31 protein-coding genes are annotated in these 26,717 nt (G+C 63.3%); 7 read left to right on the plus strand and 24 right to left on the minus strand.

Annotated elements, in window-relative coordinates:
• Positions 1-336: 336 nt before the first annotated feature.
• From FJ949_RS21735 to FJ949_RS21790, 12 genes are all read right to left on the minus strand, one after another.
• Positions 337-486 carry a hypothetical protein gene (locus FJ949_RS21735; protein WP_127204769.1) on the minus strand — a complete coding sequence of 50 codons (150 nt, stop codon included), beginning with the start codon at positions 484-486 and terminating at the stop codon, positions 337-339.
• Entirely contained in the window at positions 483-815 is a 333-nt protein-coding gene (locus FJ949_RS21740) for a DUF2934 domain-containing protein (protein WP_140498999.1), read from the minus strand. Before FJ949_RS21740 ends, FJ949_RS21735 begins: the two co-directional genes overlap by 4 nt.
• 198 nt (positions 816-1,013) lie before the next feature.
• Positions 1,014-1,265, minus strand: a complete 252-nt coding sequence (locus FJ949_RS21745) for a hypothetical protein (RefSeq protein WP_140499001.1) — start codon at positions 1,263-1,265, stop codon at positions 1,014-1,016.
• A 277-nt stretch (positions 1,266-1,542) separates the two neighbouring features.
• A complete protein-coding gene (locus tag FJ949_RS21750) occupies positions 1,543-2,139 on the minus strand; it encodes a BA14K family protein (protein ID WP_140499003.1) in 597 nt (198 codons plus the stop codon).
• A gap of 111 nt (positions 2,140-2,250) precedes the next feature.
• The gene (locus FJ949_RS21755; protein WP_140499005.1) at positions 2,251-2,772 is read right to left on the minus strand and encodes a DoxX family protein; all 522 of its coding nucleotides are present in this window, start codon (positions 2,770-2,772) and stop codon (positions 2,251-2,253) included.
• Between the two features lie 208 nt (positions 2,773-2,980).
• Positions 2,981-3,478 carry a tetratricopeptide repeat protein gene (locus tag FJ949_RS21760; protein ID WP_140499007.1) on the minus strand — a complete coding sequence of 166 codons (498 nt, stop codon included), beginning with the start codon at positions 3,476-3,478 and terminating at the stop codon, positions 2,981-2,983.
• Positions 3,479-3,509: 31 nt separating this feature from the next.
• A complete protein-coding gene (locus FJ949_RS21765; protein WP_140499010.1) occupies positions 3,510-4,481 on the minus strand; it encodes an MBL fold metallo-hydrolase in 972 nt (323 codons plus the stop codon).
• A 108-nt stretch (positions 4,482-4,589) separates the two neighbouring features.
• Positions 4,590-4,835 carry a DUF680 domain-containing protein gene (locus FJ949_RS21770; RefSeq protein ID WP_140499012.1) on the minus strand — a complete coding sequence of 82 codons (246 nt, stop codon included), beginning with the start codon at positions 4,833-4,835 and terminating at the stop codon, positions 4,590-4,592.
• 283 nt (positions 4,836-5,118) lie between these two features.
• Positions 5,119-5,424, minus strand: a complete 306-nt coding sequence (locus FJ949_RS21775) for a hypothetical protein (protein WP_140499015.1) — start codon at positions 5,422-5,424, stop codon at positions 5,119-5,121.
• A 199-nt stretch (positions 5,425-5,623) separates the two neighbouring features.
• The gene (locus tag FJ949_RS21780) at positions 5,624-6,586 is read right to left on the minus strand and encodes an AraC family transcriptional regulator (protein WP_140499017.1); all 963 of its coding nucleotides are present in this window, start codon (positions 6,584-6,586) and stop codon (positions 5,624-5,626) included.
• A 327-nt stretch (positions 6,587-6,913) separates the two neighbouring features.
• Positions 6,914-7,951 carry a helix-turn-helix domain-containing protein gene (locus FJ949_RS21785; protein WP_181172134.1) on the minus strand — a complete coding sequence of 346 codons (1,038 nt, stop codon included), beginning with the start codon at positions 7,949-7,951 and terminating at the stop codon, positions 6,914-6,916.
• Between the two features lie 124 nt (positions 7,952-8,075).
• Positions 8,076-9,203 carry a KamA family radical SAM protein gene (locus FJ949_RS21790; RefSeq protein WP_140499021.1) on the minus strand — a complete coding sequence of 376 codons (1,128 nt, stop codon included), beginning with the start codon at positions 9,201-9,203 and terminating at the stop codon, positions 8,076-8,078.
• Between the two features lie 126 nt (positions 9,204-9,329).
• On the opposite strand from FJ949_RS21790, the gene FJ949_RS21795 reads away from it, so the two are divergent.
• Together FJ949_RS21795 and FJ949_RS21800 are read left to right on the plus strand one after the other, a co-directional pair.
• Entirely contained in the window at positions 9,330-9,683 is a 354-nt protein-coding gene (locus FJ949_RS21795) for a hypothetical protein (RefSeq protein ID WP_140499023.1), read from the plus strand.
• Between the two features lie 87 nt (positions 9,684-9,770).
• Positions 9,771-10,301, plus strand: coding sequence for a DUF1629 domain-containing protein (locus tag FJ949_RS21800; RefSeq protein WP_140499024.1), 531 nt, complete (start codon positions 9,771-9,773; stop codon positions 10,299-10,301).
• Positions 10,302-10,325: 24 nt separating this feature from the next.
• Here FJ949_RS21800 and FJ949_RS21805 read toward each other — a convergent pair whose 3' ends face one another.
• Both FJ949_RS21805 and FJ949_RS21810 read right to left on the minus strand, forming a co-directional pair.
• Complete coding sequence (locus FJ949_RS21805) at positions 10,326-11,057, minus strand: SDR family oxidoreductase (protein WP_140499026.1); 732 nt, start codon at positions 11,055-11,057, stop codon at positions 10,326-10,328.
• Between the two features lie 32 nt (positions 11,058-11,089).
• Positions 11,090-11,575: a VOC family protein gene (locus FJ949_RS21810; protein WP_140499028.1), complete on the minus strand. Its 486-nt coding sequence runs from the start codon at positions 11,573-11,575 to the stop codon at positions 11,090-11,092.
• Positions 11,576-11,686: 111 nt separating this feature from the next.
• Between FJ949_RS21810 and gcvA the strand changes: the two genes are divergently transcribed.
• Positions 11,687-12,571: a transcriptional regulator GcvA gene (gcvA, locus tag FJ949_RS21815; protein WP_140499030.1), complete on the plus strand. Its 885-nt coding sequence runs from the start codon at positions 11,687-11,689 to the stop codon at positions 12,569-12,571.
• Between the two features lie 36 nt (positions 12,572-12,607).
• Here gcvA and FJ949_RS21820 read toward each other — a convergent pair whose 3' ends face one another.
• On the minus strand, positions 12,608-14,230 hold the full coding sequence (locus FJ949_RS21820; protein ID WP_140499032.1) for an ABC-F family ATP-binding cassette domain-containing protein: 1,623 nt from the start codon (positions 14,228-14,230) through the stop codon (positions 12,608-12,610).
• A 288-nt stretch (positions 14,231-14,518) separates the two neighbouring features.
• Between FJ949_RS21820 and FJ949_RS21825 the strand changes: the two genes are divergently transcribed.
• Both FJ949_RS21825 and FJ949_RS21830 read left to right on the plus strand, forming a co-directional pair.
• A complete protein-coding gene (locus FJ949_RS21825; protein WP_140499034.1) occupies positions 14,519-14,806 on the plus strand; it encodes a hypothetical protein in 288 nt (95 codons plus the stop codon).
• A gap of 32 nt (positions 14,807-14,838) precedes the next feature.
• A complete protein-coding gene (locus FJ949_RS21830; RefSeq protein WP_140499036.1) occupies positions 14,839-15,105 on the plus strand; it encodes a hypothetical protein in 267 nt (88 codons plus the stop codon).
• 166 nt (positions 15,106-15,271) lie between these two features.
• Here FJ949_RS21830 and FJ949_RS21835 read toward each other — a convergent pair whose 3' ends face one another.
• The gene (locus FJ949_RS21835) at positions 15,272-16,177 is read right to left on the minus strand and encodes a S1C family serine protease (RefSeq protein WP_140499038.1); all 906 of its coding nucleotides are present in this window, start codon (positions 16,175-16,177) and stop codon (positions 15,272-15,274) included.
• A gap of 236 nt (positions 16,178-16,413) precedes the next feature.
• Between FJ949_RS21835 and yghU the strand changes: the two genes are divergently transcribed.
• Both yghU and FJ949_RS21845 read left to right on the plus strand, forming a co-directional pair.
• The gene (yghU, locus tag FJ949_RS21840; protein ID WP_140499040.1) at positions 16,414-17,280 is read left to right on the plus strand and encodes a glutathione-dependent disulfide-bond oxidoreductase; all 867 of its coding nucleotides are present in this window, start codon (positions 16,414-16,416) and stop codon (positions 17,278-17,280) included.
• A gap of 355 nt (positions 17,281-17,635) precedes the next feature.
• Positions 17,636-18,376 (plus strand): sulfotransferase family protein, encoded by a 741-nt coding sequence (locus tag FJ949_RS21845; RefSeq protein WP_140499042.1) that lies wholly within the window; start codon positions 17,636-17,638, stop codon positions 18,374-18,376.
• A gap of 151 nt (positions 18,377-18,527) precedes the next feature.
• Here FJ949_RS21845 and FJ949_RS21850 read toward each other — a convergent pair whose 3' ends face one another.
• The 8 genes from FJ949_RS21850 to FJ949_RS21885 form a co-directional block, all read right to left on the minus strand.
• On the minus strand, positions 18,528-19,490 hold the full coding sequence (locus tag FJ949_RS21850; RefSeq protein WP_181167220.1) for a hypothetical protein: 963 nt from the start codon (positions 19,488-19,490) through the stop codon (positions 18,528-18,530).
• Positions 19,491-19,523: 33 nt separating this feature from the next.
• Complete coding sequence (locus FJ949_RS21855) at positions 19,524-20,555, minus strand: hypothetical protein (RefSeq protein WP_140499046.1); 1,032 nt, start codon at positions 20,553-20,555, stop codon at positions 19,524-19,526.
• Entirely contained in the window at positions 20,552-21,373 is an 822-nt protein-coding gene (locus FJ949_RS21860) for a hypothetical protein (RefSeq protein ID WP_140499048.1), read from the minus strand. The genes FJ949_RS21855 and FJ949_RS21860 overlap by 4 nt, the downstream gene beginning before the upstream one ends.
• Entirely contained in the window at positions 21,370-22,791 is a 1,422-nt protein-coding gene (locus FJ949_RS21865; RefSeq protein ID WP_140499050.1) for a hypothetical protein, read from the minus strand. The genes FJ949_RS21860 and FJ949_RS21865 overlap by 4 nt, the downstream gene beginning before the upstream one ends.
• A gap of 243 nt (positions 22,792-23,034) precedes the next feature.
• Entirely contained in the window at positions 23,035-23,805 is a 771-nt protein-coding gene (locus FJ949_RS21870; protein WP_140499052.1) for an exodeoxyribonuclease III, read from the minus strand.
• A 7-nt stretch (positions 23,806-23,812) separates the two neighbouring features.
• On the minus strand, positions 23,813-24,457 hold the full coding sequence (locus FJ949_RS21875) for an alpha/beta family hydrolase (RefSeq protein WP_140499054.1): 645 nt from the start codon (positions 24,455-24,457) through the stop codon (positions 23,813-23,815).
• A 222-nt stretch (positions 24,458-24,679) separates the two neighbouring features.
• Positions 24,680-25,801 carry a tetratricopeptide repeat protein gene (locus tag FJ949_RS21880; RefSeq protein WP_140499056.1) on the minus strand — a complete coding sequence of 374 codons (1,122 nt, stop codon included), beginning with the start codon at positions 25,799-25,801 and terminating at the stop codon, positions 24,680-24,682.
• Positions 25,798-26,706, minus strand: coding sequence for a Ku protein (locus FJ949_RS21885; protein WP_140499057.1), 909 nt, complete (start codon positions 26,704-26,706; stop codon positions 25,798-25,800). The genes FJ949_RS21880 and FJ949_RS21885 overlap by 4 nt, the downstream gene beginning before the upstream one ends.
• Between the last annotated feature and the right edge of the window lie 11 nt (positions 26,707-26,717).

Genomic DNA, 26,717 nt, shown 5'->3' on the forward strand with positions numbered 1-26,717 from the left:
TCTCCTTCAGTGATAGATGCAATAGCGACCGGGATCGCGCAAAGCAGAGGCCGGCCGCGGCGGGCAATTATGAGAGCGTGTGAAACAACCCGAGTTAGAAGCGCGCCGTAGTTAAAGCGACGTCTCCGCTCTCAACCGCCAGCTTGTCAGGTCCGAGCCGGCGATCTTCAACTATATGCCCTATCTGTCCTCGTGGCGAGGGCAAGGGCCGCATCTTCGCATCACGATTGGCATCTGCCTCGTGTTCGAAAATCCAATGCAGCCTACAATTGGTGGGTCGGATTTTGTGAGCGGCAGGGACAACGCCGAGAATAAAGGACCAACGAGTCGATTTCCTCAATGGCGCTTGAAATACTGCACCTCGCGCTCATGCTTCTCCGCCGCCTCGCGGCTATCGAAAGTCCCCAGGTTCCGTCGCTTGCCCGTCTTCTCATCCTTCTTGCGCGAATAGAGCCGGTATTTTCCGTCCTTGAGTTTGCGGATCATTTGGCCTCTTCCTGACCGGGATTTCGCCGCCGCTTGCCCTTCAGCCCGAGTGCTGCCTGTTCGATCGCGGCGCGGTCGTTGCCCAGCCTGTCGATCAGGTCCTGTGCCTGCTTGCCTGATATGCCGGTGCGCATGGCCAATTCCTCGACCGTAAGCACGTCGGTGCTGGCGATCTCGCGCGGCGGCGCGTTGCCTGCCGCCATCGACAGCTCCCTGTCGATCTCTGCCTCGGCCCGGTGCCAGTGCTGCTCGGGGTCGCCGCCGCCTTCGCGCTCCCAGATCCGATAGGCGCGCTCCTGGATTTTCCCATGCCGTTGGTCGTCGCCCATTTCTCAAATCCTCCATTGGGTAGCATCTGAACGCCGCCCGCCTCCGAACGATCCAAAGAATTTGCGTGATCGCCGGGCTGGGTCGTTGGAGATTGGGATGATACGAGGCGCGCCGGGCAGAGCCGGTCATGGCGCGAATGATCCAGGCGGCGGGTCCGCCCGCCGCCTGGATGCCGGCCATGGCGGCCGGCTTTGTTGTCAGCGTCCCCAGATGCCCTGACCATAGCCCTGTGCAGGCATGTCGGAGTTCGAGTTTGCCCCCATTGCGCTGTCAGCGATGCTGTTTGTGACGCTCGGGACAGCCGTCTTGGCACCGCCCGACATCATCGCATGGGTGGTTGGATAGCTGCTTGCGGCAGGGATGAAGTCGGAGCCAAAGTGGTCGCTGCCGGCAAAAGCCATGCCAGAGGCGAACAACAACGAGGCAACGGTCAATACGATCTTCTTCATTTCGGTTTCCATCTTTTGAAGTTGACATTTGGCCCCAACGCGCCGCCCGCCCGCGTTCATGGGACCGTGTTTGTTGTTTCAGGCGAAACCGGCCCACCGCGATCCCACTGGATCTTGCAGCGACAGGTCGTTCAGCGCACGACCGTCTCGGTCCGTTGTTGCGCTGTTGGCGGCTTGATAGGGGCGTGGTGTTTGTGCGGGCGTGGTAGGCGGCGTGGTAAAAACCCTTGCCGGAGTGGAATTTTGCGTGGAATGCAGCCGGAAAGCGCAGCGCCCGCTATTGGCATTGCCGCCTCGGCCCGCCGGAATAGGGCTGATAGCTGTTGTCTTCCGGGCGGTAGGAGCGGTAGCGGCTGAAGCAGGAGGCGACATGGTCGTCATCCCCGGCGGCGGCATAGGCGCCCGGCCCGGTGCCGTTTTCCTCGACGTAGCTGGCCTCGGCGGCGGGCGGCGGGACACGGTCGGCGTCGAGATAGGGCGAGATGCAGGGGCGCTGCTGCCCGCTATAGGACATGTAGCTGTTGTCCTGCGGCCGGTAGGAGCGGTAGCGGCTCGCGCACCAGGCGACATGCGGCTGCGGCAATTCGGCCGTGGCGGGCGCGATGGCGCCGGTGGCGGTGGGGTCGGTCTCCCCGGCCTGGCGCTTGGGCTCGATATTGGCGGGCGCGGGCTGCTCGGCCGGCAGGCGCTCGAGATTCTGCGCCGTTCTGTCCACCGGCCGCGCCGTTTTGGTCCAAAGCTCCGCCATGCTGACGGTGGCCGGTGCCTGGCGCGGTGGGTTCGCGGTGATTAACCAGACGGCGAAGGCCAGACCGCTACCGAACACCGCAAGGGTCAAAACAAAACCGCAGACCAGTCCCAACAATGCTTTCACGCCGCGCTCCTTGAGCCCCTGCTAAAGCAATGCGGGGGGTCAAGGCTGGTTCCAGCAAAGCGCGGGAAATAGGCGCGGCGCTCCGCTGGGCGAATGCGAAGGCGGCGCCGTTCAAACCAGCTGCTTCACGTCCACTGGCAATTGGGTCTCCGCTGTGGGCAACGCGGCCGGCATGTCCTCGCCGCGCTGGCGCTGTCGCAGATGGAGCGCCAACAGCCGGTCCAGCGAGACCCTGCCGGCGCCCGCAACGGCCAGCACGAACATGCCGCCCGATATCGCCAGGTCCTTTTCGAAATGCAGCAGTTCGTTCTGGCTGCCGAAATTGGTGTGGAACAGCATGGCCGTTGCCAAACAGAACAGGCCGAGCGCGATGGCGCCAAGCCGCGTCAGCAGGCCTGACGCGAGGGAGAGCCCTGCCCCCAGTTGCAACGCTACGGTGGCGACAAACAGCGGCAGGTTGACACCAAGCGCTGCCATGGCCCTGGCGGCGGCATTGAAATGGGCGGCCAGCGTGGCGCCCTCATGCAAAAAGATGAGAGACAGAAGCAGGCGGCCGGCAAGCAGGCCCACGTCCCCGAGGTGGTATTTAGCGGCAAGACCCTGCAGCTTCGCGGAGCGTTCGGTCAATGTCATGGTCAGCCTCCGATCTTTTTGGCACGGGCAGGCGCCAAGCGCCTGATGTTGAAAAGGCCGGAGCCGGCGCGAGGGAGAGGATGCCGGCTCCGGCAAAGCGCGCCAGCCACGAGCGCCCAACGGTGGTGGACGAAGGGGCCAACGCCCCTGCTCCGTCTCGGCTACGCCGAGCCAGCTCTCCCCCATTTTGTGGGGAAGTGAAAAGGTTCTACTTCGTCACCCTGGTGTCGATGGCCTGCCGCAGGTCGGAAAGCTCGTCGCACCCGGCCGGGCACAGCTGCTGCAGGGAGGCCAGCTGCTCCTTGGCCTTGTCCATATCGCCGGTCTCGACATAGAGCTCGCCCAGATATTCGCGGGCGGCCTTGTGGTCGGGCTTCAGCTCCAGCGCCTTGGTGTAGTAGGTGAGCGCGGTCTTGAAGTCGCCGGTCTTGCGCAGCGTGAAGCCGAGCAGGTTGTAGACGTCCGCCTGCTGCGTGTCCTGCGCCAGATCGCGCAGCTCAGCCAATGCGCCGGAATAGTCCTTGGCATCGATCTTGGCCTTGATGGCGGTGAGATCCGGCGCGTCGGCGCCTTCGATGTCGTCGACGGCATAGGCCGGCATGATTGTCGCGACCGGAAGCACCGTGAGCACGGCAATGGCGCCGAGCAGGCCGAACAGGGCATGTCTGCCCGACAGGGCGTTTCTGCTCAAAAGGGATCGTTTCATTGTCTTTCTCGCTTGCGTTGGAAGCTAGTGCTCAGATCTGGACCGGAGTAAATCCGTACGCCTTGCCGTCCTTGACGAAGGTGCCGGTGCCCGGGAACGGGAAGTGCGACCCGGAAATGCGGATATTGTCCGATATCACCCGGTCGATGATCTTGTGGCGCGTGGCGATTGCCGTTGGTCCGTCCTGGTCGTAAGCGCCCTGCCACTCCGGATGCGGCGCCAGCAGCGCCGGCACATACATAGTGTCGGCCGAGATCATGATCTGCTCCTTGCCGGAGTTGGCCAGGTAGACAGAATGGCCTGGTGTGTGGCCGGGCGCGGCGATGATCTGGATGCCGGGCGTGACCTCGGCGCCGTCCTCGACCAGCTTCCAGTTCTTCCATTTCGGAAAGTTCTCGGCGATGCGCTTGCCCGCCGGCTTGCGGCCCTCGGGCAGCTTGGCCAGCCGGCTTGGGTCGGTCCACCACTTGTATTCGGTGGCGTTGACGATGAGCTCGGCATTGGGGAACACCGGCGCGTTGGTGCCCTTTTCCATCAGGCCCCAGACATGATCGGGGTGGAAATGCGAGATCATGACGGTGTCGATCGCGTTGTAGTCGATGCCGGCCGCGGCCATGTTGGCCGGCAGATGCGTGGCATTGGCCTGCCACTGGCCGACGCCCGAGCCGGCATCCATCATGATCAGCTTGCCGCCCATCTTGAGCACGACGACAGTGAGCGGGATGGGCATGAAGTCGGTGGTCAGCCCCGCTTTGGCGAGTGCTGCCTTGGTGTCCTCGACCGAGACATCCTTGATGAAGGCCGGGTCGTGCGGCTTGCGCCAGATGCCGTCATAGATGGCGGTGATCTCGATATCGCCGACCTTGTATCCGTAGAAGCCGACGGTGGGCTCCACCGGAGCTTGCGCGAAGGCCGGACGGATGAATTCAAGCTTACCGGCAAGGCCGAAGGCGGCAGCAGCGGCGGCGGTGCCAAGCACTGTGCGGCGTGTCATGGTGAACATGGTGATCTCCTGTTCGAGGTTGTGCTAAAAGTCGCGAATGGCCAAAGTCCTGGAAGGAATGACGAGGAGAGGCCGGTACCCGTCGGGAGCCGGCCCGGCCCCATGAATTCAGCGACCCCAGAGGCTGTCGTTGTTGTGCCTGGTGATGATGTCCTGCACCGACCCCTGGCTCGGCCCCGTCTTTATCTTGGTGTCGGCGCCATTGGGGCGTGCCGTGTAGGCGATCGAGCCGGTGGCATTGGTGTCGACCGGAGCGACCGGCTGGTTGGCGTTATTGGCGCCATGATCGCTGCCGGCGAAGGCAGCGCTCGAGGCAAGCATCATGGCAGCCACGCTGAGAGCGAGCTTGGTCATTTTGGCTAGGTCCTTGTTTCGTTTCCTCGGCGCGGGCCGTCAGATTGGCCCGCTACAGTGAAGACCCTGCAGCCCCGCGCTTTATTCCCGGGCGCGATGAGTTTCTTTTGAAGGAGAAAAATCAGGGGCTCGGCGGCCAGGACTGAAGTCCTCGCCCACGAATATTAGCGAGAGGAACCAGGCTGGGAATGCCGCCGCGTTCCGGCACGCCGACCGCGTGCACGCACGAAAGGCGCCGGCGCAGCGCGCCGGCGCCTCTGATGATACGCCGAGTCCGTTCTGGTTACGGACAGGTCTTCTTGCCGCAGACCGCGATGCAGATCGCCGGGTTCGAACAGGTGTAGGTTTTTCTCGAGCTGGTCCCGGACGAAGACCCGCTGCTGGAAGCGGCGATCTGCCCGGACGCGCCTTTGGACAGGTCCAGCGCCTTCATGTCGGGATCGCGCGCGGCGATCTTGCCGCATGTTTCGCTGCCGCAGACCGCCCTGCAGATTGCCGGATTCATGCATTTGTAGGCCGCGAAGACCTCGGTCGGAAGAATTGCGCAGAAAACCGTAATGCCCAGTATCAAGCTTCTCGCCGCACGCATTTTTATCTCCAGGGCCAGCTTTCCGATGTCACGGAGGCCTGGCCGCTCGCCCCCGCTCCCGCGCATGCCGTTGCACCCGCGTCCGCCGGCGCGACCATGCCCGCACCGGGGATAAAGGCGTATCGCACTGGCGGCACAGGCAAGTGGCACTGACGGAACAGGTGACCGGGTTTGCCATGCGTGAGCGGCCGCATGCGTCTTACGGCGCGCGGCCGGCGCGCACCTCCGATGGGGTCATGCCATAGCGGGACCGGAACTGCCGGTAGAAGGTCGAGGGTTCGACCAGCCCCGCCTCGAAAGCGAGGTCGGCGATCGGCCTTGCTGAAAAAAGCGGGCTGGCGAGCTGCCGGTGGACCCGCTCCAGCCGTCTTTGCATGACATAGTCGGAAAACCCCTGCCCCTCTTCGGCGAAAAGGCGCCTGATGTAGCGCGGGCTGAGCCCCAGCCCCCGGCCCGCCGTCTCTGCCGAGAGGCGCGCTCGGTGCAGGTTCTCCTCGATATAACGCTTGATGGCATGCATGCGGGCGGTACGAACGCCGCGGCCGGCGACCACCTGGTCAACCTCGCGGTTGGCGCCGACCGCCGCGGCGAACAGATCGGCAATGTGCTGGGCGGCCAGCGGCGCCAGACCGGGGCCGATCGCCCCACCCGCCACCGCCTCGACATAGGCCAGCAGAAGCCGCGCTTCAGGCGTGCCGGGATTGATGGCATCCGGCCTGAGATCGCCGACATGGCGAAGGAGAGGAGTGAGCGTCGATCGGGCAAATCGCGCGCAGATCGTCCAATCGCCGTTCTGCGCCCTCGCTCGCCAGCTCCGGTCCATCGGCATGATGCAGGGCGCACCGGGCGAGGTCTCAACCGCCTCGTGCCGTGCCGTATCGAAACGCCACCCGCCCGCGATCCAGGACACCACCAGGTCGTCATTGGCGTCCTGCTGGAGCGCGGCCGTGCGTTCCCAAGCCATGGGCGCGACCTGCCCGTGGGCCACGCTCACCCCTGGCAGGATGGTGGTGGAGGCGCTTAGCCGCAACTCGCCGCGTTCAAGCGGCGCAAGGTCCAGCCGCATGCAGATGCGGCCATAGAACTCGCGCACGGCAGCTTCGCGCTCTCGGGCCGCGATCGCGTCCGTGGACAGAACTATGATGGTGTCCTGGTCGGCCACCTGCGTTCGATCCCCGCTCAGAACCTCACGGGGTGCCGCCGATGGCGGGCGCCGTTTGCTGCCTCTCCGCTCTAGACAGTGCCATGAACCCCTCCAGTGCCCTCGACGTGGTGTGAGCCTTCGGCCGCTTTTCGCGCGGGCTGCGGCAGAATTTCAAGACCTATGTGAGGGCTCCGCGCAAATGTGGCATGAGGCGCAGGGAATGTGGCCGCTGGTGCAACCGATCGGGGAAATCGCCTCGGAAAGCACGGGAAGGCTCTTCACATGCCTGCTGATCGGACACCGCTTGTCCATTGATTCATTTGCCTTTCGGCTGGCACGCCGCCTCTATCGCAGTTCGCGGATCCAGTGCCACATGGTGCGGTTCTCGCCATGGCCGAGGGACTGGCTGCGCCCATGGGCGGCATGTGCCCGCATCTCCCGCGGGGTCATGTCGAAAGAGCGGCGGAAGGCGCGCACGAAGCTCTTGCGGTGACCGAAACCATAGCGATCGGCGATCTCGGCAATGCTTTCGTGCCGGCGGCCGGGATCGGCGAGTTCGGCGCGGCAGCGGCGCAGCCTCTCCTCCTGGATATATCTGGAAAGACCGCCATGAGGCTCGAAGAGGTAATAGAGCTTGCGCATGGAAATGCCGAACATGGCGGCGATGGCCTCGGCGGTGAGGTGCCGGCTGCGGATATGCGCGTCGATGTGGCGACGGATCTCGCTGGTCAGCGCCAGGTGGACCGAGGCGGCGTTTTCCTCCGCCACGGCCGAATTCACGGCTGCGGCGGCGAGTTCCAGCGTCGGCCCGATCACCGCCTCGGCGTCCTGACGGCTCATTGCGGGCGCGGCCCCGTAGAGGCCCACAAGATGCCCACGCAACAGCGCCGCCAACGGCGCGTTGCCGGAAATGACGCGCATATTGTGCTCGTCCGGCGCCTTCAGGAATGGCGCCAGCAGGCGGCGCGGCATGGTCAGGTTGAGGCTGTCGAAATCGGAGGTGCCTGTCGACTGGGCCTGTGCCAGGTCGGCCACGATCAGGTCCCCGGATGAGGCCTTTTCATCCGATGCGCCATCGCGCCGTCCATGGCTTCCGCGCAGGCAGACCTGCACAGTGATGTGGTCGAGGCCGTCGCGGCCGATCCGGGCGCGCGAGCGGTCGAAGCTTTGCGCGATGCATCCATACGAGGTGAGGACGATCTCGCCGAAGTGAAAGGCATCGGCGTGAAAATGAAACCGGTCATCGCCGGCGTTGCGCAGGCGAACGTCGTAGAGCAGGCCGATATTCTCCTGCCACAACGCAAGGGCTTGCCGAGGCGCCAGGCCTGCCGTGTCCAGCACGCAGTGCTGAACCCCGGTGTCGACGAATTGCCGTTGGGACACAACGCCTTGACTGCTGCCTGCCGCTGCCACCGCCCATGCTCCGCAACCGCGAACCGCTCACAATATGCATTTATGCCGGGGCGCGACAACGCCTGATCGCACGGACGCCGCCGGGAATGTGGACTCAGAGCTGGCTCACCACTTCTGTATATTCCCTCACCTTTCCATCCTGCCCACGAATGCGCCAGTTGCCGCCGTCGCGGTCTTCCACGTAACCCGGCCCGATCGGCACCTTGCCGCCACCGTCGGGCAGGTCGAGCACGTAGATGGGATTGCAGATGCCGGACAGGCGCGCGCGCAGCGCGGCCACCAGCGCCTGGCCTTCGGCGATCGTGGTGCGGCGGTGCGCCATGCCGCGCGCGAGGTCGCCATGGTGGAGGTAGTAGGGCTTTACCCCCAGGCGGTACATCAGCTCGCGGCAGAGTTCTTCCTGCACCTCGACAGTGTCGTTGACGCCCTTGAGCAGGACGCTCTGGTTGAGCAGCACGAAACCCGCCTGCCGCAAGCCGCGGCAGGCCGCCTCGGTCGCATCGGTGATCTCGCGCGGATGGTTGAAATGGGTGACGACCGTGATCATCAGCCGGCCTTGCAAGGCAGTGATCAGCCCTGGCGTGATGCGCGAAGGCAGCGCGACCGGCACGCGGGTGTGGATGCGCATCAGCCGCACATGCGCGATCGCCTCGATGCGGGCGCGGATTTCGCTGAGCGCCTTGTCGGGCAGCGAGAGCGGGTCGCCGCCAGTCAGGATCACCTCGCGGATCTCGGGGTGGGAAGCGATATAGGCGAGCGCCGGCTCCAGGGCTTCGCGCGTATAGCCACGTCCGATCGAGGTCAGGGACTCCTTGCGGAAGCAGAAGCGGCAATAGACCGCGCATTGATAGGTGGGAAACAGCAGCACCCGGTCGGCATGGCGATGCGTCAGCCTGGGCACCGGACTGAAGGCGTGGTCGCCGATCGGGTCGTCGAGCTCGCCTTCGCCGGTCACCAGCTCGTCGGGAGACGGGATGACCTGCGCCCGGATAGGATCGGCGGGGTCTTCCCAGTCGATCAGGTCGAGATAGGATTTGGGGATGCGCACCTTGTGACCGGAGGCTGCTTCCTGGGCCGCCGCGCGTTCGCCCGGCGACAGCGGCAGCACGGCCAGGTCGCGCACATGGCGCACGCCGGCGCGGATGTCGTCCTGCCAGGCGGCGTCGGCATCGGAAACGGGCTCAGCTTCGGCCGTCGTCTCATCGTGGAGCTGTGTGGTCATGGGGTTCTCGAGGTTTTTAGCGGACCTATCGGCCGGATGGCCTGCCGGGTCAACCGCCTTGCGCCGGCCTTCCCCGTGTAGCAAGGAGGGTCTGTGCTCTCGAAAATGCCGCGGAGAAGACCCGGGATGAAACTTGTGGTGTTGGTGGTGCTAGCCACGGTGGCAACTGGATGTGTGAGCTCTCCGGTGGATTATGGGGCCTCGCTTTCGACGCAAGACCCGAAATGGATATCGCCGGAATGCCAACAGGCCCGGGTCGAGGCCTCGAACTATGATGCGCGTGAAAAAGAGCATCCCGGTTGGGGGACCGGTGTCTTCCTTGGCCCTTACGGATTGGGTCTCGCGGCAGCCATCAAGGAGCACGAGCAAAAGGAGCGCAAGATATTCGCCCGCAGGATACATTTGCGGTGCTCGAGTTTGCCGCTGCCGAACGAACTCGCGGGCGAGCCGGGCCCCCCGGCCACGACAAAATATCCATAGATGATATGCTTTGATGCTTCTGAAGGCAGGCCAGCGTTTGATGGGATCGCAGAAGCGGAAGCAGGACTGAACTTGGGAACGCCGCCCATGACGACCATTTACGAATTCGCGGTTGTCGAGGGCCAGGAATGGGTGCTTCCGGTCGACGAGGCCTACTACGAGGTCTTCTTCTCCCTTGACGGAACACCCCTCGAGAACTGGGACCCACCGGTCATGCGCCGCGTGTCGGAGGGCGACCCCCTCTATTCGGACTTCCCTTGGCTTGGCGAGCATGCGCCGCTTTTGCGCAAGCCTGCCGTCGACGCGCTGAAGGCATATCTGCTGCCCTATGGCCAGCTGATCCCGTTGCGCGGGGAAGAGGTCTGGCTTTTCAACGTGACCACCGTGATCGATGCGCTGGACGAGGAGCGGTCTGGAATCGTCTATTTTGATGACGGCGCCATTCTCGCGATCGAGCGATACGAATTCGATGCGGACAAGATCGGCACCGCCGAAATTTTCAAGCTGCCGATGCGCGCGTCCCCGGTGTTCGTCAACGACGCATTCGTCAATCGCGTGCGCGACGCCGGACTGCGGACGGTATCGTTCCAACCCAGGTGGCGCCGCATCGAAGCGTGACGTTTGACGACCCTGCGATGCCAACTAGATCAGGTTCTGTCCGCCATCGATGCGGATCGTCTCGCCGGTCGTGAATTCGCTTTCCATGAGGTAGAGATAGGCAGGGGCGACGTCGGCGGGCGTAGCGACCTTTCTCGCGGGCAGGCGGGCGGCTATGCCGGCGAAAAAACCGGATTTGGCCTCACCGACGAGTTCGTCCCACATCGGCGTGTCGACCCATCCCGGCGACACGATATTGACGCGCGTCGGGGCCAGCTCCAGCGCCAGCGCCCGGGCGAAATAGCTGAATGAACCGGCGATCGCGGAAACAACCGAGCCTCCGGGAACCGGCGGGCGGTCCTTGTTGATGCCTGATGTGAAGGTCATCGACCCTCCGGCTTTCAGCGTGCGCACGCCATGTTTGGCGAGCATCACGGCGCCGATCAGCTTGTTGTCGACGAAGCGCCGCACGTAGTCCATGTCGGTCTGGCCGATCGGGTCGTTGGGCGGCGGCGTGCCGGCCGTCGAGACGAGGTGGTCGAAGGCACCGGTTTCGTCGAACATCCGGGCAATGTCCGCTTCCTTCGTCATATCAGCCGAAAGGCTTCGCACGCGACCGCCTGGGCCGAGCGTCCGTTCCGCGGCCTTGAGCTTTTCGCCCGAGCGGCCGACGATCACCAGCTCCGCGCCGCGCTCCAGCGCGGCTGCCGCTACGCCGAGCCCTATGCCGGAACTGCCTCCGACGACAATAATTCTCTTGCCCTTGAGCGATGCCATGGGAACCTCCGTCTTCAGGATGGACTGCTGGATTACGCCTTGCCGGCGTGGGCCGCCTCAATGTCTGCGACAATAATCTTGCTCATCTTGTACATCGCCTGCCGCGCCCGCCCCGCCTTGTCGCGGTCCGGGTCGTTCATCAGGCGCAGCGCCGCTTCGGGGATCACCTGCCAGTAGACGCCGAATTTGTCCCTCAGCCAGCCGCAAGGCTTTTCAGCGCCGCCGCCCGCCGTCAGCGCGTTCCAGTAATAATCTGTCTCGGCCTGGTCCTTGGTCTCGATGTAGAGCGAGATCCGCTCATTGAACGGCGGCATCGAGCCGGCATTGAGCGCGGTGAAGCGCTGGCCCTCGAGCTCGAAGTCGAAGATCGCGTGCGGCACCGTTTTATTCGTGCCGCCGACGAAATCGGTGAATTCGATCGCCTCAAGCGCCCGGCCATTCTTGAACACAGACAGATAGAAGTCGCGCGCCTCTTCGGCGTTGAGATTGAACCAGAGGAAGGGGTGAACGGTAGCCATGCTGCTCTCGTGACGTTTGATCACAAATCCTGCGAGCATTCTGTCCAGCATGCGCTGGACAGACAATCCAAACTTTGGCAAGGATTTGTGATCAAATCTCACAGATTGGCCATGATCCGCAGACTTCCCCCACTCAACGCGCTGCCGGCCTTCGAGGCCGCCGCGCGGCATTTGAATTTCTCCAGGGCAGCCGACGAGCTCAACGTCACGCACGGCGCCGTCAGCCGGGCGATCAAGCACCTTGAGGAACAGCTCGGCGTGCTTCTGTTCGAGCGCGCGACGCGCTCGGTGCGCCTCACCGCCGTGGGCGAGCCCTATGCGAGGGCGGTCCACGAGATGCTCGACCAGCTTGCGGCCGCCACCCAATCGGCGACGGCCGCCCATTCGGGCTCGACATTGAACGTCTCCACCTCCGACGGCTTCGCGGGAAAATGGCTGGTGCCGCGGCTCTATCGCTTTCATCGCGCGCATGGCGACATCGACGTCAGGATTTCGACGACGGGCAGGTTGACCAATTTCCTTGGCGACGGCATCGACGTCGCCATCCGCTATGGCGCCGGAAACTATCCGGGTCTCACATCGGAATTCCTCACTGGCGAGGAGGTGTTTCCAGTGTGTAGCCCGAGGCTCATGCAGGGCGCCTGGCCGCTGGAGAAGCCCGACGATCTCAGGCACCACACGCTGATCCATGATGGTTTCCCGATCGGCTGGGCGGCCTGGCTGTCCAGCGCGGGAGTGGAAGGCGTGGATCCGCGGAGCGGGATTACCTTCGATTCCGCCACTTTCGCCGTCGAATCGGCCGTGCAAGGTGAAGGCGTGGTACTTGGCCGGACCATGCTCGTGGCGGCCGACCTCGCCACCGGAAGGCTTGTCCGCCCTTTCGGCCACGCGCTGAAATCGGTTTCCAGCTTCTACCTGGTCTACCCTCCGGACGCGGTCCGACGGCGCAAGGTGAAGGCTTTTCGCGATTGGCTCTTTTCGGAAATGACGGCGTAGCGTTCCACGGCCGCTTCCGGAGAGTAGCCTCTGTGCTTATCCCCTCAGCCCCGGTGCCTCCTGCCCGGTGCGCTCGACATATTCGGTGTAGCCGCCGCCATAGGTGTGGATGCCATCCGGCGTCAGTTCCAGCACGCGATTGGACAGCGCCGCGAGGAAATGGCGGTCGTGCGAGACGAACAACATGGTGCCCTCATACTGCGACAGCGCCTCGATCAGCATCTGCTTGGTGACGATGTCGAGATGGTTGGTCGGCTCGTCCAGCACCAGGAGGTTGGGCGGGTCGAACAGCATCAGCGCCATCACCAGCCGCGCCTTTTCGCCGCCCGAAAGCACCCGGCACTTCTTCTCGATCTCGTCGCCGGAAAAACCGAAGCAGCCGGCAAGCGCCCGAAGCGGCGCCTGGCCGGCCTGCGGAAAATTGTCCTCCAGCGTCTGGAACACGGTGCGCTCGCCGTCGAGCAGTTCCATGGCATGCTGGGCGAAATAGCCCATTTTCACGCTAGGCCCGCGCGCCACCGAACCCTGGTCGGGATCTGAGGCTCCGGCCACCAACTTCAACAGCGTCGACTTGCCCGCGCCATTGACGCCCATGATGCACCAGCGCTCGCGCCGGCGCACCTGGAAATCGAGCCCCTCATAGATCGAACGGCTGCCATAGGCCTTGTGGACGTTCTTCAACGTCACGACGTCCTCGCCGCAGCGCGGCGCCGGCTGGAACTCGAAATTCACCGTCTGGCGGCGCTTGGGCGGCTCGACGCGATCGATCTTGTCGAGCTTCTTCACCCGGCTCTGTACCTGGGCCGCATGCGAGGCGCGCGCCTTGAACCGTTCGATAAAGGCGATCTCCTTGGCCAGCATCGCCTGCTGGCGCTCGAACTGCGCCTGCTGCTGCTTGTCCGCGATCGCGCGCTGCTGCTGGTAGAATTCGTAATTGCCGGAATAGGCGGTGAGCGAACCGCCATCGATCTCCACCACCTTGTTGACGATGCGGTTCATGAACTCGCGGTCATGCGAGGTCATCAGGAGCGCGCCGTCATAATTCTTCAGGAACTGCTCGAGCCAGATCAGGCTTTCCAGGTCGAGATGGTTGCTCGGCTCGTCGAGCAGCATGGCGTCGGGCCGCATCAGCAGAATGCGTGCCAGCGCCACGCGCATCTTCCAGCCGCCGGAGAGTTTTCCGACGTCACCGTCCATCATCTCCTGCGAGAAACCGAGACCGTCGAGCACTTCCCGCGCCCGGCCGTCGAGCGCATAGCCGTCGAGTTCCTCGAAGCGGTGCTGCGCCTCGCCATAGCGTTCGATGATCTCGTCCATCCGGTCCGCCTGGTCGGGATCAGCCATAGCCGCCTCCAGCGCCGCCATCTCGGCCGCCACTTCGCTCACCGGCCCGGCGCCGTTCATCACTTCGGCCACCGCGCTACGGCCGTCCATATCGCCGACATCCTGGCTGAAATAGCCGATCGTGACGCCGCGATCGACCTGCACCTGGCCCTCGTCGGGCTGTTCCTGCCCGGTGATCATGCGAAACAGTGTTGTCTTGCCGGCGCCGTTGGGGCCGACGAGCCCGACCTTTTCGCCTTTCTGCAAGGCGGCCGACGCCTCGATGAAGACAAGCTGACGGCCGTTCTGCTTGCCGATGTTTTCAAGTCTGATCATGAGTGGTCCGGGAGGCTGATGTGAGGGTGCGGGAGTTGCCCCGGCCCATACGCGAATGACAGCGGCGGGGAAAGAGGCAGAAGCGCCGCAGCGGGCGCAGCGCTCTTACGTCTTCCCACAGCGAAGGAGGGAGAAGCGCCCTCCAGACACACTTCAGAAACAAGATCAACCTCCGGGAAAAACTGGAGAAAAGCGGTTCTGCGATAATCATCCCCGCGGCGGCCGGAACCGCTCGCGGCGCAACGCAAAGGGATGGTCCTGAAAATGCAACGACGTCCGACCGGATGGATGAGTGCCCTGCTTGGCATTTCGTTTGCCATCAATGCGGTCGCACCGTTGGGTGCGGAAGCGGCGGTTACCCGGAGCGAGTCTTGCAGCCGGCTCGGTCTTCAATTCGACGGAGCCATCGAGACGAAAAACGACCCCGGTGCCAGTGCGATCCATCTCGCCGAGGCAACCGCGCTCCAGAACAAGGCCAGCCGTTTTTGTGCCGAACGCAAGGAGGCGCAGGGCATCCGTACCTTCGCCAACGCCTTGAAATTTCTGGGAGTGACACCGGTCGACCTGAACCAATGACGTCCACCATCTTTGAAACAAGGAAGCCTTTCATGAACAAGCCCCTCCTCTCCGCGCTCGGCCTGGCCATTGCACTCGGTCTCGCAATGCCGGTTCTCGGCGCCAGCACCGCCAACGCGGCCGCCACCACGGCAGCCTCGACCGCGGCTCCGCTCGCTGCCGCTGCCGTGAAGAAGCCGGTCAAGGCGGCCGCGCACAAGCATGTCAAGCATCGCAAGCACGCCAGCAGGCATGTGAAGAAGCCTGTACGCAAGCACAGCCACAAGCACGCCGTCAGGAAGCACAAGGCCGCGGCTTGATCTTCTCAAGCCCGAACAACGAGATAGAGCCGCATCTTGATTCTCTTTGACCGCTTACCTTCCTGACGTCCTCCAGGAAAAAGCCGCCCTCGCGCAAGCGACGGCGGCTTTTTCTTTTAGACTGGGCTGTGAGCTTTCCTTCTCTGCTGTCGAGAAGGTAACGCGCTCACTGCAATTGCGGCTTCTTCAGGAAACTGTCGCGGTCGGCGGATTTGACGCGCAGCCAGGTTTCGCGGCCGTCGCGCAGGACCCGCATCGGGATCTCGGCGCCGGCCGAACCGCTGTCCCATAGCTTGCGATAGAAATCGGCCAGCCCGTCGACCGCGCCGTCGCGTATGTCTGAGATGACGTCGCCCTCGCGCAGGCCCGCCTTGGCGGCCGGACCGCCTTCGGTCACGCTCATCACCACCACCCGGCCGTCGCTTTCGGCCGAGAGGGCGCCGAGCCATGGCCGTGGCGGCCGCGCCACCTGGCCGCGCGTCAGGAGATCGTCGAGGATCGGCGGCAACAGGTCGATCGGCACCACCATGTTGATATCGGCGACCTCGCCGTTGCGGCTCATCTGCAGGCGCAGCGACCCGACGCCGAGCAGCGCGCCCTTTGCATCGAACAGCGCCGCGCCGCCCCAGGAAGGATGCGCCGGCGCGATGAAGATCGCTTCCTCGAGCAGATATTCCCAATAGCCGGCGAATTCCTGCTTGGTGACGATCCTGGCCTGAACCGACTGGCCGACGCCGTCGGCGAGCACCACGCTATCCCCGATCCTGGCCCTGCCGGCGTCGCCCAGCGCCACCGCCGGCAGGCCAAGCGGCGCCAGCGCCTGAACCAGGCCAAAGCCCGATTCCTGGTCGTAGGCCAGCGCATGCGCAGGCACGACGCGGCCGTCATGGGTCGTAAGCCACACCTCTTCCGCCTCGGTAATGAGATAGCCGATGGTCAGCACCAACCCATTGTCGCGGATAACGACGCCGCTGCCTTCGCGCAGCGTGCCTAATGCCCCGGCAGTAAAGGCATCGTCTGGAATGGTGGCGCGCACCGCCACGACGGAGCGTCTGTTGGGATTGATGGGCATACTCTTGTCCTGGACGGGCTTGGGGGTCACGTTCCTATAGGTATGGCACGCGAACCAAGGCGCAAGGGGTTGGGGGGCATCCCCTCCATCCTTTCGAAGCCCGAAGGGAAGATGAGAGGCATGGTCATTGACAATAGTTCAACGCAAGTTGAACTTTCCCGTTTGCAGCCCTAGCTGTAGGTGCAACTGCCAGTCCCGCTTCCAACCTGTCTCTCCCCACAATACGAGGCCCTGCGATGACCGAATACACTCCGCCGAAAGTATGGACCTGGAATAAGCCGAGCGGCGGCGCCTTCGCCAGCATCAACCGCCCGATCGCCGGCCCGACGCATGACAAGGTGCTGCCGGTGGGCAAGCACCCGTTGCAGCTCTATTCGCTGGCGACGCCGAACGGCGTCAAGGTGACGATCATGCTGGAGGAACTGCTGGCGCTTGGCCACAAGGGCGCCGAATACGACGCCTGGCTGATCAGGATCAACGATGGCGACCAGTTCGGCAGCGGCTTCGTCGAGGTCAATCCGAACTCCAAGATCCCCGCACTGATGGACCGCAGCGGCGCCACGCCCATCCGCGTCTTCGAGTCCGGTTCGATCCTCACCTATCTCGCCGAAAAGTTCGGCGAGTTCCTGCCGACCGACCAGCCGGCGCGCGCCGAGACCCTGTCCTGGCTGTTCTGGCAGATGGGCTCTGCCCCTTATCTCGGCGGCGGCTTCGGTCATTTCTATGCGTACGCGCCGACCAAGATCGAATACGCCATCGACCGCTTTGCCATGGAAACCAAGCGCCAGCTCGACGTGCTCGACCGCCGCCTGGCCGAAACCGAATATCTTTCCGGCGCCGGCTACTCGATCGCCGACATGGCGGTCTGGCCCTGGTATGGCGGACTGGCGCTCGGCCGCATGTACAATGATTCCGGCGAGTTCCTTTCGGTGCAGGATTACAAGAACGTGCAGCGCTGGGCGAAGGCGATCGACGAGCGCCCCGCGGTCAAGCGTGGCCGCATGGTCAACCGCGCATTCGGCGAACCCGCGATGCAGCTGCACGAACGTCACGACGCCAGCGACTTCGATACGAACACGCAGGACAAGCTCGCGGCTGAGTGAGCTGCGAGGGCGGGCAGCGGCGCTGCCCGCCCTCCGTTTGATTTTGCGAAAGCGTCGATGACGGCAACGTCTCACCTGGAGGCGTGGATATCGCGCCGATCCGCTCCGCGCCGTCCAAGAAGGCAATGCGTCTTCTTCTATCATCGTCCGACGTCAACAGCGGTCCTCTCACACAGGCCCCATAGAAATCTGTTGCGCAAATGCCGGCCGGGGCGCAACGTGTTGCCAGCAGATCGATGCAAGCGAGCAAATCGATCCTGCAGCGCGGCGTCCTTGTCGCGCAGGGCATGCCTAGGGTTGCCGCGGCGTCCTTTTTGGGCGCGAGCACGCGGCCTTGGTTTGGTCGGGAGAACAAATGACGCTCACGCTGATCGGGGCCGGCTTTGGCCGCACCGGTACATGGTCGACCTTCGTCGCGCTGAACAGGCTCGGCCTGCCCTGCTACCACATGCAGGAAGTGATCCTGAACAAGGCCAACAAGGGCCATCTCGATTTCTGGCGCAAGGTGGCCAACAGCCCGCCCGGCACGCAGCAGGACTGGAGCCGGGTGTTCGGCAATTACAAGGCGACGGTCGACAATCCCGGCTGCTGCGTGTGGCGCGAACTGATGGCCGCCTATCCCGACGCCAAGGTGCTGCTCACCTTGCACCCGCGCGGCGCGGAAGCCTGGTACGAGAGCACCATCGACACGATCTACTTCACCGAGAATGTCTGGCAGTTCAAGATCCTGGAATGGCTGACGCCGTTCGGCCGGAAATTCGGCGACATGTCACGCAGGCTGATCTGGGGCCGCACGCTAGCCGGCGTCATGGGCAACCGCGCCAAGGCCGTGGAGCGCTACAACGCATATGTCGAGGAAGTGAAGGCGGCGGTGCCGCCGGAAAAGCTGCTGGTGTTCAAGGTCAGCGAAGGCTGGGCCCCGCTCTGCCACTTCCTCGACGTGGCGCAACCGAACGAGCCCTTCCCCAATCTCAACGACCGCGAGGCCATCAAGAAGATCATCGCCGACATCATCAAGGGCTCCTACATCATGCTGGCGCTAAGCGTGGCGGCCGTTATCGCGGTGATCGCGGCGCTATGGTGGTGGCTGGGGTAGTTGGGCGCCGTTCGTCGATCCCTCGGTGCAGCGGGAGCGAAGCGACGAAGGCTTTGCGATCCAGGCCACGCGATTGCGAAAAAGCGCTGCGGTCAAAACAAGGGCGTCGTTGTCGATACCGCCAAGCAGGCTGAATCGCGCGATCACCGCGTTAATTGGTGCCGCCGTCCGAGGACCGTCGTACCCGAATCTCGATACGCCGGCGTTCCCGAACATCGCCAACGTGGCTGCCATCGGCGATAATGTCTCCCGGCATTACGAGCTGTGCCGCTGACAACGGAATGATCTTCACACTGCCCAGCCGTCCCGTCTGGATCAGCGCGTTCGCTACCGCGATAGCGCGCGAGAGCCCCAGCCCCGCATTGTCGGCCGGGGTCAAATCGCTGATAGCGCTGGCTCCGTTCATCGCCGAGATCGCAACCGCATCGAGGTTGGACGGCTTGGCCGGATTGATTTTCTGCTCATCCGTGTGACCGACGATCTCGACGACATCGACTTTGTAGCGTGTCAGCAAAGACAGAACGTCGTCCGTGACCTTGGTCTGCAAACGAGCCCGGAACGCGTCGGTGAGAGCAGCGCTGCCACGTTCAAATGTATAGCCGTCGTCGCTCAACGTTATCATCGGCGGCCACTGCATCGACGATTCAGCGTCCGCGCTCCTGTCGTTGGAGGCCGAGAGCGTCTTTTCAAGTCGGTCCAGCAGACGGGGGTCGGCGGCTTTGGCTTCGCTGATTTCGAGCAGCAATTTCCGCAGCGTCGGATCTGACGTCGGCGCGGCATCGATGCCCTTTTCCGTAAGCCCGTCGATCACCGCTTTGGCCGCAACGAGCTCGGTCCAGTTGGCTGGCGGCAAAGGAAGCGCCGCTTTTGGAAACAGCGCCTGCAGGCGCGCCAGTTCGGCACGCATGTCGGCAAGCTGGCCCACCGTGATGTCCAGGTTCGCGGAGGCCTGCAGCTCGGCGATCCTCTCATCTTTTCGCTGTGCGATGCTGGCCGAGACCAGAAGGAGGCAGAAAAGCAGAAGGAGGAGAAGCTCGGCCATTGTGAGCCCAAGCACCACGCCTCGGCGATGGCCGCGTTCCCCTTCGGCGATAAGCGAGGAAGGCATCTTCATCGACATCGTCCCACACTGACCATGCAACGCGCTTTAGCCGCCACGCCAGAGCCGTCTGAATAGACCCTGCCGCGTCGGCGCTCGATCATAACCCTCAAATGTCGCCGCAAGTTTGTCGAGCACATCGCTGGCCCGAAGCGCTTCCGCCGTGGACTGTTCCAGCCCGCGCCGAAGCTCCGCCACATCGCCAAGACGGGAAGAGAAATCGCTCATGGCGGTTTCGATCGCCCGCTGCAAACCGGCCACGACCGGCTCCAGCCGAACCTCGATGACCTTGTCGGGTGTCGACATGCCAGCGAGCTTGTCGGCCATCATCTGTGTCGCGGTCGCAATCTGCGTGCTGGCGCTGGTCAGGATGGCGTTGATATCGTGAACTGCCTTGGCTGTCTGGTCGATGCCGCCCCGCAGCTCCTTGGTGTCTATTCCGCTCTGCATCGCCAGCGAGGATGCCCTGATGTGCTCGGAAGCTTCCTTGGCGAGCAGGTCCAGAGACTGGACCAGGGATTTCGCCGAGGTTTCCACTTGCGTTCGTATCTCGTGATAGCCCTCTTGCAGCATCTGCTGGTTGGAGCGTTGGAAATGGTTCATCTCGCTCAGGATGCCATCGAGTTCCCGGCGCACCTTGCGGGATGCTTCTGCGAGCTCGAGACGTGACACGCGTTCCACTTCCATGGGGTCGCGTCGGAGCTGATTGAAGACGATGCGAAATGCAATGCCGGCGATGGTGGAGGCAACCGCGATGCCGAAATTGCGCACGATCTCGTCGACTGCGCCACCGCCTCCATACTGGTAAAGCGAAACGGCGAGGCTGGTGAGCGTGAAGATGAAGCCCATATAGTAGAAGTTGTCCCCGGTTTGGTCGTCGCGCAGCCGGAGCCCGCGCGCGATCATGATCATCGCCGCGTAGCCCATCATCAGCGCGATCGGCACGAAGGTAACGACGAATGCCGACACGGAAAGCGATTTGGCCACGACTATGTAGGCGGCGCCCAGGCCGGTAAAAACGATAAAGACCAGTGGCGCCGCAGCGTCCAACTGCCGGCTGGCCACGCGCGGCCGCCTCACCCTTCAACTCCTTGCAACGACTTGGCAGAGCTGAAAACGCCGTGATTGTAATCAATCCACTGCTGCCAGAATGCCATCAACGCGACGCTGTCGACGGGCGACTTCGCCCGGCGTATGAGCCAGATCGACACATCGCTGCCAGCGAGATCCGTAGCGAAGCGGTTTGCCGCGGGCGACTTTTTGAAGGCATCGAAATCTGTGGCGCCGCGGTAGTGAGAGAAGAATTCGGTATTCTCGAACATGTCCGAAACGACAATCAGCCGCGAGGGGACCGCACGCGTTTTCTGGGCGACCAGATGGCTGACGGCTATCGACTGAATGCCGGCCATGATCGGCGAGCTGTCGGCCTTGTTTGCCTCGACCGCTTTTTCAAGCGCAACCAGCAGCGGCTGGCCGAATCCCGCTTGCCAACGCTCTCGCGCCAGCGCCGCATTGCCGGTGAAAGCACTGAGGTCGCCGCCATTGCCGGGGTTGCACAGCGAGAAGAGTTCTTTCGTATAGGGTACCGCTGATGTAAGGGCCCTGATCTCGAGCAAGCCACCGCGCTGGATGCCGGAGGCGGTATCGCGCAGCAGGGTCTGGATGTTCAGTTTGGTGACGTCAGCGATTGCATCCGTGGTATCGATCAGGATGATGGTTTGCGACGCAGCTCCGACGACCGGGCAAAGCCGATCGTCAAGTTCGACGAGTTGCGAGCGCGCCGAGACATAGACGTAGGTAAAGCCTATCGCGGCGGCAATGAGGCCGAGCGCGAATAGAATAATCCAGCCCCAGTTGACAAGGTTGGAAGGCGAGCGCCGGGACCGTCGACCGCTCATTGGGCTTCAGGCACCAGCACATCCAGTTCGCGATACTGCTTCAACGCAGCCTCGAACTGTTCACCCAAGGCGACCAGCATCTTGTCGAGGTCGCCTTGCGCATCCTTGATGGAAGCTTGCAATTCGTCGCTGTTCCATTCCCCGTCGCGGAAATACTGGACGCCGATGCGGCCGAGTTGGTATGGCCGCGAAAAGCGCTCCGGCGCGGGTGTCGTGCGTACAGCGATATTGGCGTCCCTGTAGATTCGGAACAGGCTGTTTGCCGCACGTTCAAGCTGAGCTTGGTGGGCGTCGAACAGCCCAACCAACCGAGAGCGATGGGCCACGATCGCATCGTGTTCTGTCCGCTGCTTGCTGAGGTCGGCGCGCGCATCGGCGAGTTCGTCCTCATAACCACTGCGAACATCGGAAAGCTCGCCGATCAGGCCTTGCCGCTTGTTTCGATAATTTGCCCGCGCCTCGTCAAGCCGGTGATCAACCGTGGCGTAGCCTGGATAAGTGTCACGCATGCTGAGCCCATCGATCAGGGCAAAGAGTGAAAACATCACACCGAGGAAGAAGAGTATCCAGGAGCGAAATTCGTTCAGCGCGAATGGCGCGCTTAGCAAGCGTCGCATCACCTCGTCGCCATTGGTCGCGATCGTTCCGGCAACCTCGCGGTAATGCGCCAGACCAAGATTGATGGCAATCGCTGCGCCGATATAGGCCGCGATGGCGAGAATGCCGACAAACTTACGGAAAATCGAGCGATGCGCGATCTCGCGCACGCCATAGAGGGCGAACATCAGCGCGACGCCGACATTGAGAATCGCGAAGATCAGCGCCTCGACGATGCCGCCGACCAGCCCGAGCTCGTTTCGCTTTGCAAGCAGTTCGCCATTGATGACGAGCTCTGCCATCACCAGCGCCACCACAAAGAGCCATTTCAACGTCGTACCGATGGCGGTGGTCTTCTTGCAGGGCCGGCGAAGCCCGTTCTGATCCTTGAAATCACGATGCCAGGACTCTGCCTCCTTCAGATCGCGACGCAGCCCATGCAGATCATCGATTCCCATCTGCAATTCGGCTTTCAAGTCGGAGAGACCAGCCGTGGATGCCGCTTTTATATTGGCAAAGCGCGATTCAAAGTCGAGGTCGATGAGACGCTGCCTGAACCCCGCAAGTTGGTTCTCCAGATGATCGTGGGATTGTTTCTGGGCGGCTCCGACCAATTCGATGATATCGTTTTCAACGGCATCGTAAGGTAGGTCATCGCTTTGAGGCAGATTCTCCCTGCCCCGCTTCTCGCCTTTCTCCGCAAGCCGCATATCCGTTGCAATGCGCTGGACGTCAATGTCGGGGAATGACTCTGTCGTCGGCCTATAGGCATGCGGCGGCCGCAACAGCCGTTGCTTGAGCTTTTCCAGTGACCCGAACATTCCACCCCACGTACACTCTTCCGACCACCCGGATCGAGGCTAGCGGTAAGCTCCGGATTCTTCAACGAGTTTCGCCCAATCGAAAGTGGAGCTTTTGCGGACGCAAAAGCACGGCAATTCCATCAGAATGACTGTCTACTGCTAGGGAGCCGTATTTTACTCTGCGCCGTATACTGTATGGTCGCTGTCGCCGAAGGGCGGAGAAAAAGAGAGCGGGCATTCTGCTTCGCCAAACGCCGCCCCTCACCGCAACTCCACCCACACCGGCGCGTGGTCGCTGGCGCCGTCCTCACCGCGCACGTCGCGGTCGATGCCGGCAGCCTTGAGCTTGCGGGCGAGCTTCTTCGACAGGAGGATATGGTCGAGCCGCAAGCCCGCATCGCGCGGCCAGCGGTTCCGCCGGTAATCCCAGAAGGTGTAGAGCGTCTCTTTGGGGTACACCTTGCGCAGTGCGTCCGTCCAGCCTTGCTCGATGAGCGCCGCAAAGGCTGCCCGGCTTTCCGGCTGTACCAGCGCGTTATCGTCGTAGGAGCGCGTGGCATAGATATCGCGCGGCTCGGGCACGATGTTGTAGTCGCCCGCCAGCACCACCGGCAGACCGGTGTCGAGCAACTGTTCGGCATGCGCCGCCAACCGTGCGTGCCAGGCGAGTTTGTACTGAAATTTCGGCCCCGGCTGCGGGTTGCCGTTCGGCGCGTACAGGCAGCCGATGACGATTCCGTTCACCGCCGCCTCGATGTAGCGGCTCTGCCTGTCGGCATCGTCGCCGGGCAGCACATCGCGCGTCAGCACCGGCTCGGCGCCCCGCGCCAGTATGGCGACGCCGTTCCAGGTCGGCTCCCCCTTCCACACCGCGCCGTAGCCGGCATCGGCCAGGGCAGTGCGCGGAAACTGCATATCGCGCGCCTTCAACTCCTGCAGGCAGACGACATCGGGTCTTGCCGCCGCCAGCCAGGTCAGCAGATTCTTCAGTCGGCTGTTGACGTTATTGATGTTGAAGGAGGCGATTTTCATCGGCGGGTCAAGAGACGAGCTTGCCCGTCCAAGCCTTCACCGTTTCGGCCAGCGTCTTCAGATGATCGGCGGTCGAAAACCCCGAGATGCTCTTGCGCGGCTTCAGATCGTGATCGCCATCCTCCAACCATACGATCTCGATGCTGTCGGAGAGCCCATAGCCGGCAATCTCGTCGGGCGTGCCGAACTCGTCGCGCGTGCCCTGGAAGATCAGCGTCGGTATCGTCAACCCGGCCAGATGCTTGGTCCGCAACTGCTCGGGCTTGCCGGGCGGGTGGAAGGGATAGCCGAGGCAAAGCAGGCCCGAGATTTCGCCCCTGGCAAACATCTCGTCCGCCACCATCGAGGCGACGCGACCGCCCATCGATTTGCCGCCGATGATCAACGTCCCGGTCACGCCCCTCGCCCTGAGGTCGGCGATCGCCTTGATGTATTCCGGGTTCACTGTCTCGGCGCGCGGCGGCGGCTTGCGGTGGCCATAGCGGCGGGACGCCATATAGTGGAACTCGAACCGCGCGACCTGAAAGCCTACTGCCGCCAGCGCCTTGGCGGTGGCGGTCATCGAAGGAGAATCCATCGACGCGCCGGCGCCATGCGCGAGCAGGATGGTGACGGGAGCTGTGTCGTCGCCGTCGAAGAGGAAGGTGGTCATGGAATAGGGCTCCCGTGGCTCGGCGTTGGTGACCCCTTCTCCCCTTGTGGGACCCGAAGGGCGGGCGAGACCGTTGGCTCGCCCCGGGGGTGGTCTCGCGAAGCTCGGCCGGATCACGGGTGTTCCAGGAAACGCAAACGCCTCATTCCGACACGCACCCCTCAACCGTCTCGGCGCTGCGCGCCGATCCACCTTCTCCCAAAACGGGAGAAGGAAAGAGCTTTACCCCGCCGATTTCGCCAGCTGCATGTCCACGAACTGCACGCCCTTGGCCGCAACTCCAGCCCACTCCGACTCCGCGTCGAGCTCCAGATACCGCGCCCACAGCCGCCGCGCTTCCAGCAAATTGCCGGCGTCGAATTCGAGCCGGGCGAGATTGAAAACCGGATCGGCGTAATTGCCGTCGAGCGCGATCGCCTTCCACAAGTGCCTTCGCGCCGACGCCGTCTTGCCCTCCTCGCTCATCAGCCCGGCGAGATTGAACCAGGCCTCGACGAAAGCCGGATCGAGCTTGATCGCGCGCGCATAGTCATGGGCCGCTTCCGCCGGGTGGCCGCCGGCGCGCAGGCAGTTGGCGCGGTTGAAGGCGGCGATCGCGTCGCCTGGATCGATGGCAAGGCAGCGCTGGTAGAGCGCGGCGGCACCATCATGGTCGCCGCCCTCCTCCGCCGCTTCGGCCTCGGCGAACAGCTCTTCCAGCGGATCGTCGTCGGAGGCGCCGAGATCGAACAGCAATTGCCCGTCGAGCTCGCTCTCGCCGCCATCCAGATAGATCGCATCGGGCCGCCCGGATGCCGAGCCGACCGCGAGCGACTTGGCGGTGAGCGAAGCCACCGGGCCGGAACGATGCACCGAGCGCGCGATCGCGCCCCATGTCGCGCCACCGGCGACCAGCCCGGCATATTTGCGCGCCAGGATCAGGTCGCGGAAGGAATAGGGTTCCGAGTCATGTTCGAAGGCATCGAACAGCGACAAGAGATCGAGGTCGGCGCCGGATAGCTGCGACTGATCGATCAGCGATTGCCGCGACAGCGAGGAGGCCTCAGGCGCCTTCATCAGTCCGAGCAGGCGCAGAAAACCGTTCTCGCTGAGCAATGTGCGCCCGGCGCCGCGCTCGGCGGCGACGCGGCGTTCGACCTCGACATCGCCGGTCTTCGTGAGCCCGGCTTTGACCAGCCCGGCCTTGAGCAGCAGACCGCGACCGAACACGACATGCGTGGTGCGCCGGATGACACCGCGCCTGAGTTCGCCATGCTGGCGCGCGACCTCGCGCGCCGCCAGCCTGAGCGGAAACGCCGCCAGCGCGCCGATCGTGCCGAATATGGCGCCGGCTGGTGCCGTCACTTCTTGCTCTTGCCGACCGCCTTCAGCAGGTTGGCTTTCAGCGGATTTTCAGCAGCGCCGCCCGCGGCCGCCTTGGCCTTGGCGGCGGGCTTCTCGTCGGCCTTGCTCTTCGACTTGGCCGGCGGCTTCGACTGCGACTGCGACAGGCTCGCCTTCAGCGCATCCATCAAATTGATGACGTTGCCGCGCTCGGGTGCCGCCGCGATGATAGGCTTGTGGCCCTTCAGCTTCTCGCGGATCATGGCCATCAGCGCGATCTCGTAGCGGTCCTCGTAGTTCTTCGGATCGAAGGTGGTTTCCTTCTGCTTGATCAGCGCTTCGGCCAGTTGCAGCATTTCAGGATCCGGGTTGCCCGCAGGGATGTTGCCGAAATATTCAGCCGTGCCGCGCACTTCGTTCGGGTTCCTCAACGTACACACGAACATGCCGTTTTCGCGCGCGCCGATCGTCACCACGCGCTCGCGGCTGGACAGGACCAGCCGGGCGATCGCCAGCTTGCCGGATTTGCGCATGGCTTCGCGCAGCACGGCGAAAGTCTCCTCCGCCATCGCGCCGTCCGGCGCCATGTAATAGGGCGCATCCTGGTAGATGACGTCGACCTCGTCCTCGTCGACGAAGGCCTCGATGTTCATCGTGTGGTTGGATTCGATGCGCACCGCGTCGAGGTCGCTATCGTCGATGATGATGTACTGCTTGTCCTCGTACTCGTAGCCCTTGACCAGGTCCGAACGCTCGACCAATCCGAGTTCCGGATCGACCGGCTTCATGTTGATGCGGTTGTGGGTCTTCTTGTGCAACTGGTTGAACGAGATGCGCTCGCTGGCGCTGGTGGCGGGGTATAGCCGCACCGGACAGCTCACCAGACTGAGCTTGAGGTAACCTTTCCAACTTGCCCTGGGCGCCATGATGAACTCCT

The sequence above is a fragment of the Mesorhizobium sp. B2-4-1 genome (assembly GCF_006442185.1).
Lineage (GTDB): Bacteria > Pseudomonadota > Alphaproteobacteria > Rhizobiales > Rhizobiaceae > Mesorhizobium.

Excerpts from the sequence above, each read along its gene's own strand:
- FJ949_RS21835 (WP_140499038.1), bottom strand. The coding sequence starts at position 16,177 with ATGCCCATCAATCCCAACAGACGCTCCGTCGTGGCGGTGCGCGCCACC.
- FJ949_RS21865 (WP_140499050.1), bottom strand. The coding sequence starts at position 22,791 with ATGTTCGGGTCACTGGAAAAGCTCAAGCAACGGCTGTTGCGGCCGCCG.
- FJ949_RS21760 (WP_140499007.1), bottom strand. The coding sequence starts at position 3,478 with ATGAAACGATCCCTTTTGAGCAGAAACGCCCTGTCGGGCAGACATGCC.
- FJ949_RS21875 (WP_140499054.1), bottom strand. The coding sequence starts at position 24,457 with ATGACCACCTTCCTCTTCGACGGCGACGACACAGCTCCCGTCACCATC.
- FJ949_RS21810 (WP_140499028.1), bottom strand. The coding sequence starts at position 11,575 with ATGGCTACCGTTCACCCCTTCCTCTGGTTCAATCTCAACGCCGAAGAG.
- FJ949_RS21860 (WP_140499048.1), bottom strand. The coding sequence starts at position 21,373 with ATGAGCGGTCGACGGTCCCGGCGCTCGCCTTCCAACCTTGTCAACTGG.
- FJ949_RS21740 (WP_140498999.1), bottom strand. The coding sequence starts at position 815 with ATGGGCGACGACCAACGGCATGGGAAAATCCAGGAGCGCGCCTATCGG.
- FJ949_RS21795 (WP_140499023.1), top strand. The coding sequence starts at position 9,330 with ATGAAACTTGTGGTGTTGGTGGTGCTAGCCACGGTGGCAACTGGATGT.
- FJ949_RS21885 (WP_140499057.1), bottom strand. The coding sequence starts at position 26,706 with ATGGCGCCCAGGGCAAGTTGGAAAGGTTACCTCAAGCTCAGTCTGGTG.
- FJ949_RS21735 (WP_127204769.1), bottom strand. The coding sequence starts at position 486 with ATGATCCGCAAACTCAAGGACGGAAAATACCGGCTCTATTCGCGCAAG.
- FJ949_RS21770 (WP_140499012.1), bottom strand. The coding sequence starts at position 4,835 with ATGACCAAGCTCGCTCTCAGCGTGGCTGCCATGATGCTTGCCTCGAGC.
- FJ949_RS21845 (WP_140499042.1), top strand. The coding sequence starts at position 17,636 with ATGACGCTCACGCTGATCGGGGCCGGCTTTGGCCGCACCGGTACATGG.
- FJ949_RS21775 (WP_140499015.1), bottom strand. The coding sequence starts at position 5,424 with ATGCGTGCGGCGAGAAGCTTGATACTGGGCATTACGGTTTTCTGCGCA.
- yghU (WP_140499040.1), top strand. The coding sequence starts at position 16,414 with ATGACCGAATACACTCCGCCGAAAGTATGGACCTGGAATAAGCCGAGC.
- FJ949_RS21755 (WP_140499005.1), bottom strand. The coding sequence starts at position 2,772 with ATGACATTGACCGAACGCTCCGCGAAGCTGCAGGGTCTTGCCGCTAAA.
- FJ949_RS21830 (WP_140499036.1), top strand. The coding sequence starts at position 14,839 with ATGAACAAGCCCCTCCTCTCCGCGCTCGGCCTGGCCATTGCACTCGGT.
- FJ949_RS21825 (WP_140499034.1), top strand. The coding sequence starts at position 14,519 with ATGAGTGCCCTGCTTGGCATTTCGTTTGCCATCAATGCGGTCGCACCG.
- gcvA (WP_140499030.1), top strand. The coding sequence starts at position 11,687 with ATGATCCGCAGACTTCCCCCACTCAACGCGCTGCCGGCCTTCGAGGCC.
- FJ949_RS21870 (WP_140499052.1), bottom strand. The coding sequence starts at position 23,805 with ATGAAAATCGCCTCCTTCAACATCAATAACGTCAACAGCCGACTGAAG.
- FJ949_RS21765 (WP_140499010.1), bottom strand. The coding sequence starts at position 4,481 with ATGTTCACCATGACACGCCGCACAGTGCTTGGCACCGCCGCCGCTGCT.
- FJ949_RS21820 (WP_140499032.1), bottom strand. The coding sequence starts at position 14,230 with ATGATCAGACTTGAAAACATCGGCAAGCAGAACGGCCGTCAGCTTGTC.
- FJ949_RS21850 (WP_181167220.1), bottom strand. The coding sequence starts at position 19,490 with ATGAAGATGCCTTCCTCGCTTATCGCCGAAGGGGAACGCGGCCATCGC.
- FJ949_RS21745 (WP_140499001.1), bottom strand. The coding sequence starts at position 1,265 with ATGAAGAAGATCGTATTGACCGTTGCCTCGTTGTTGTTCGCCTCTGGC.
- FJ949_RS21800 (WP_140499024.1), top strand. The coding sequence starts at position 9,771 with ATGACGACCATTTACGAATTCGCGGTTGTCGAGGGCCAGGAATGGGTG.
- FJ949_RS21790 (WP_140499021.1), bottom strand. The coding sequence starts at position 9,203 with ATGACCACACAGCTCCACGATGAGACGACGGCCGAAGCTGAGCCCGTT.
- FJ949_RS21805 (WP_140499026.1), bottom strand. The coding sequence starts at position 11,057 with ATGGCATCGCTCAAGGGCAAGAGAATTATTGTCGTCGGAGGCAGTTCC.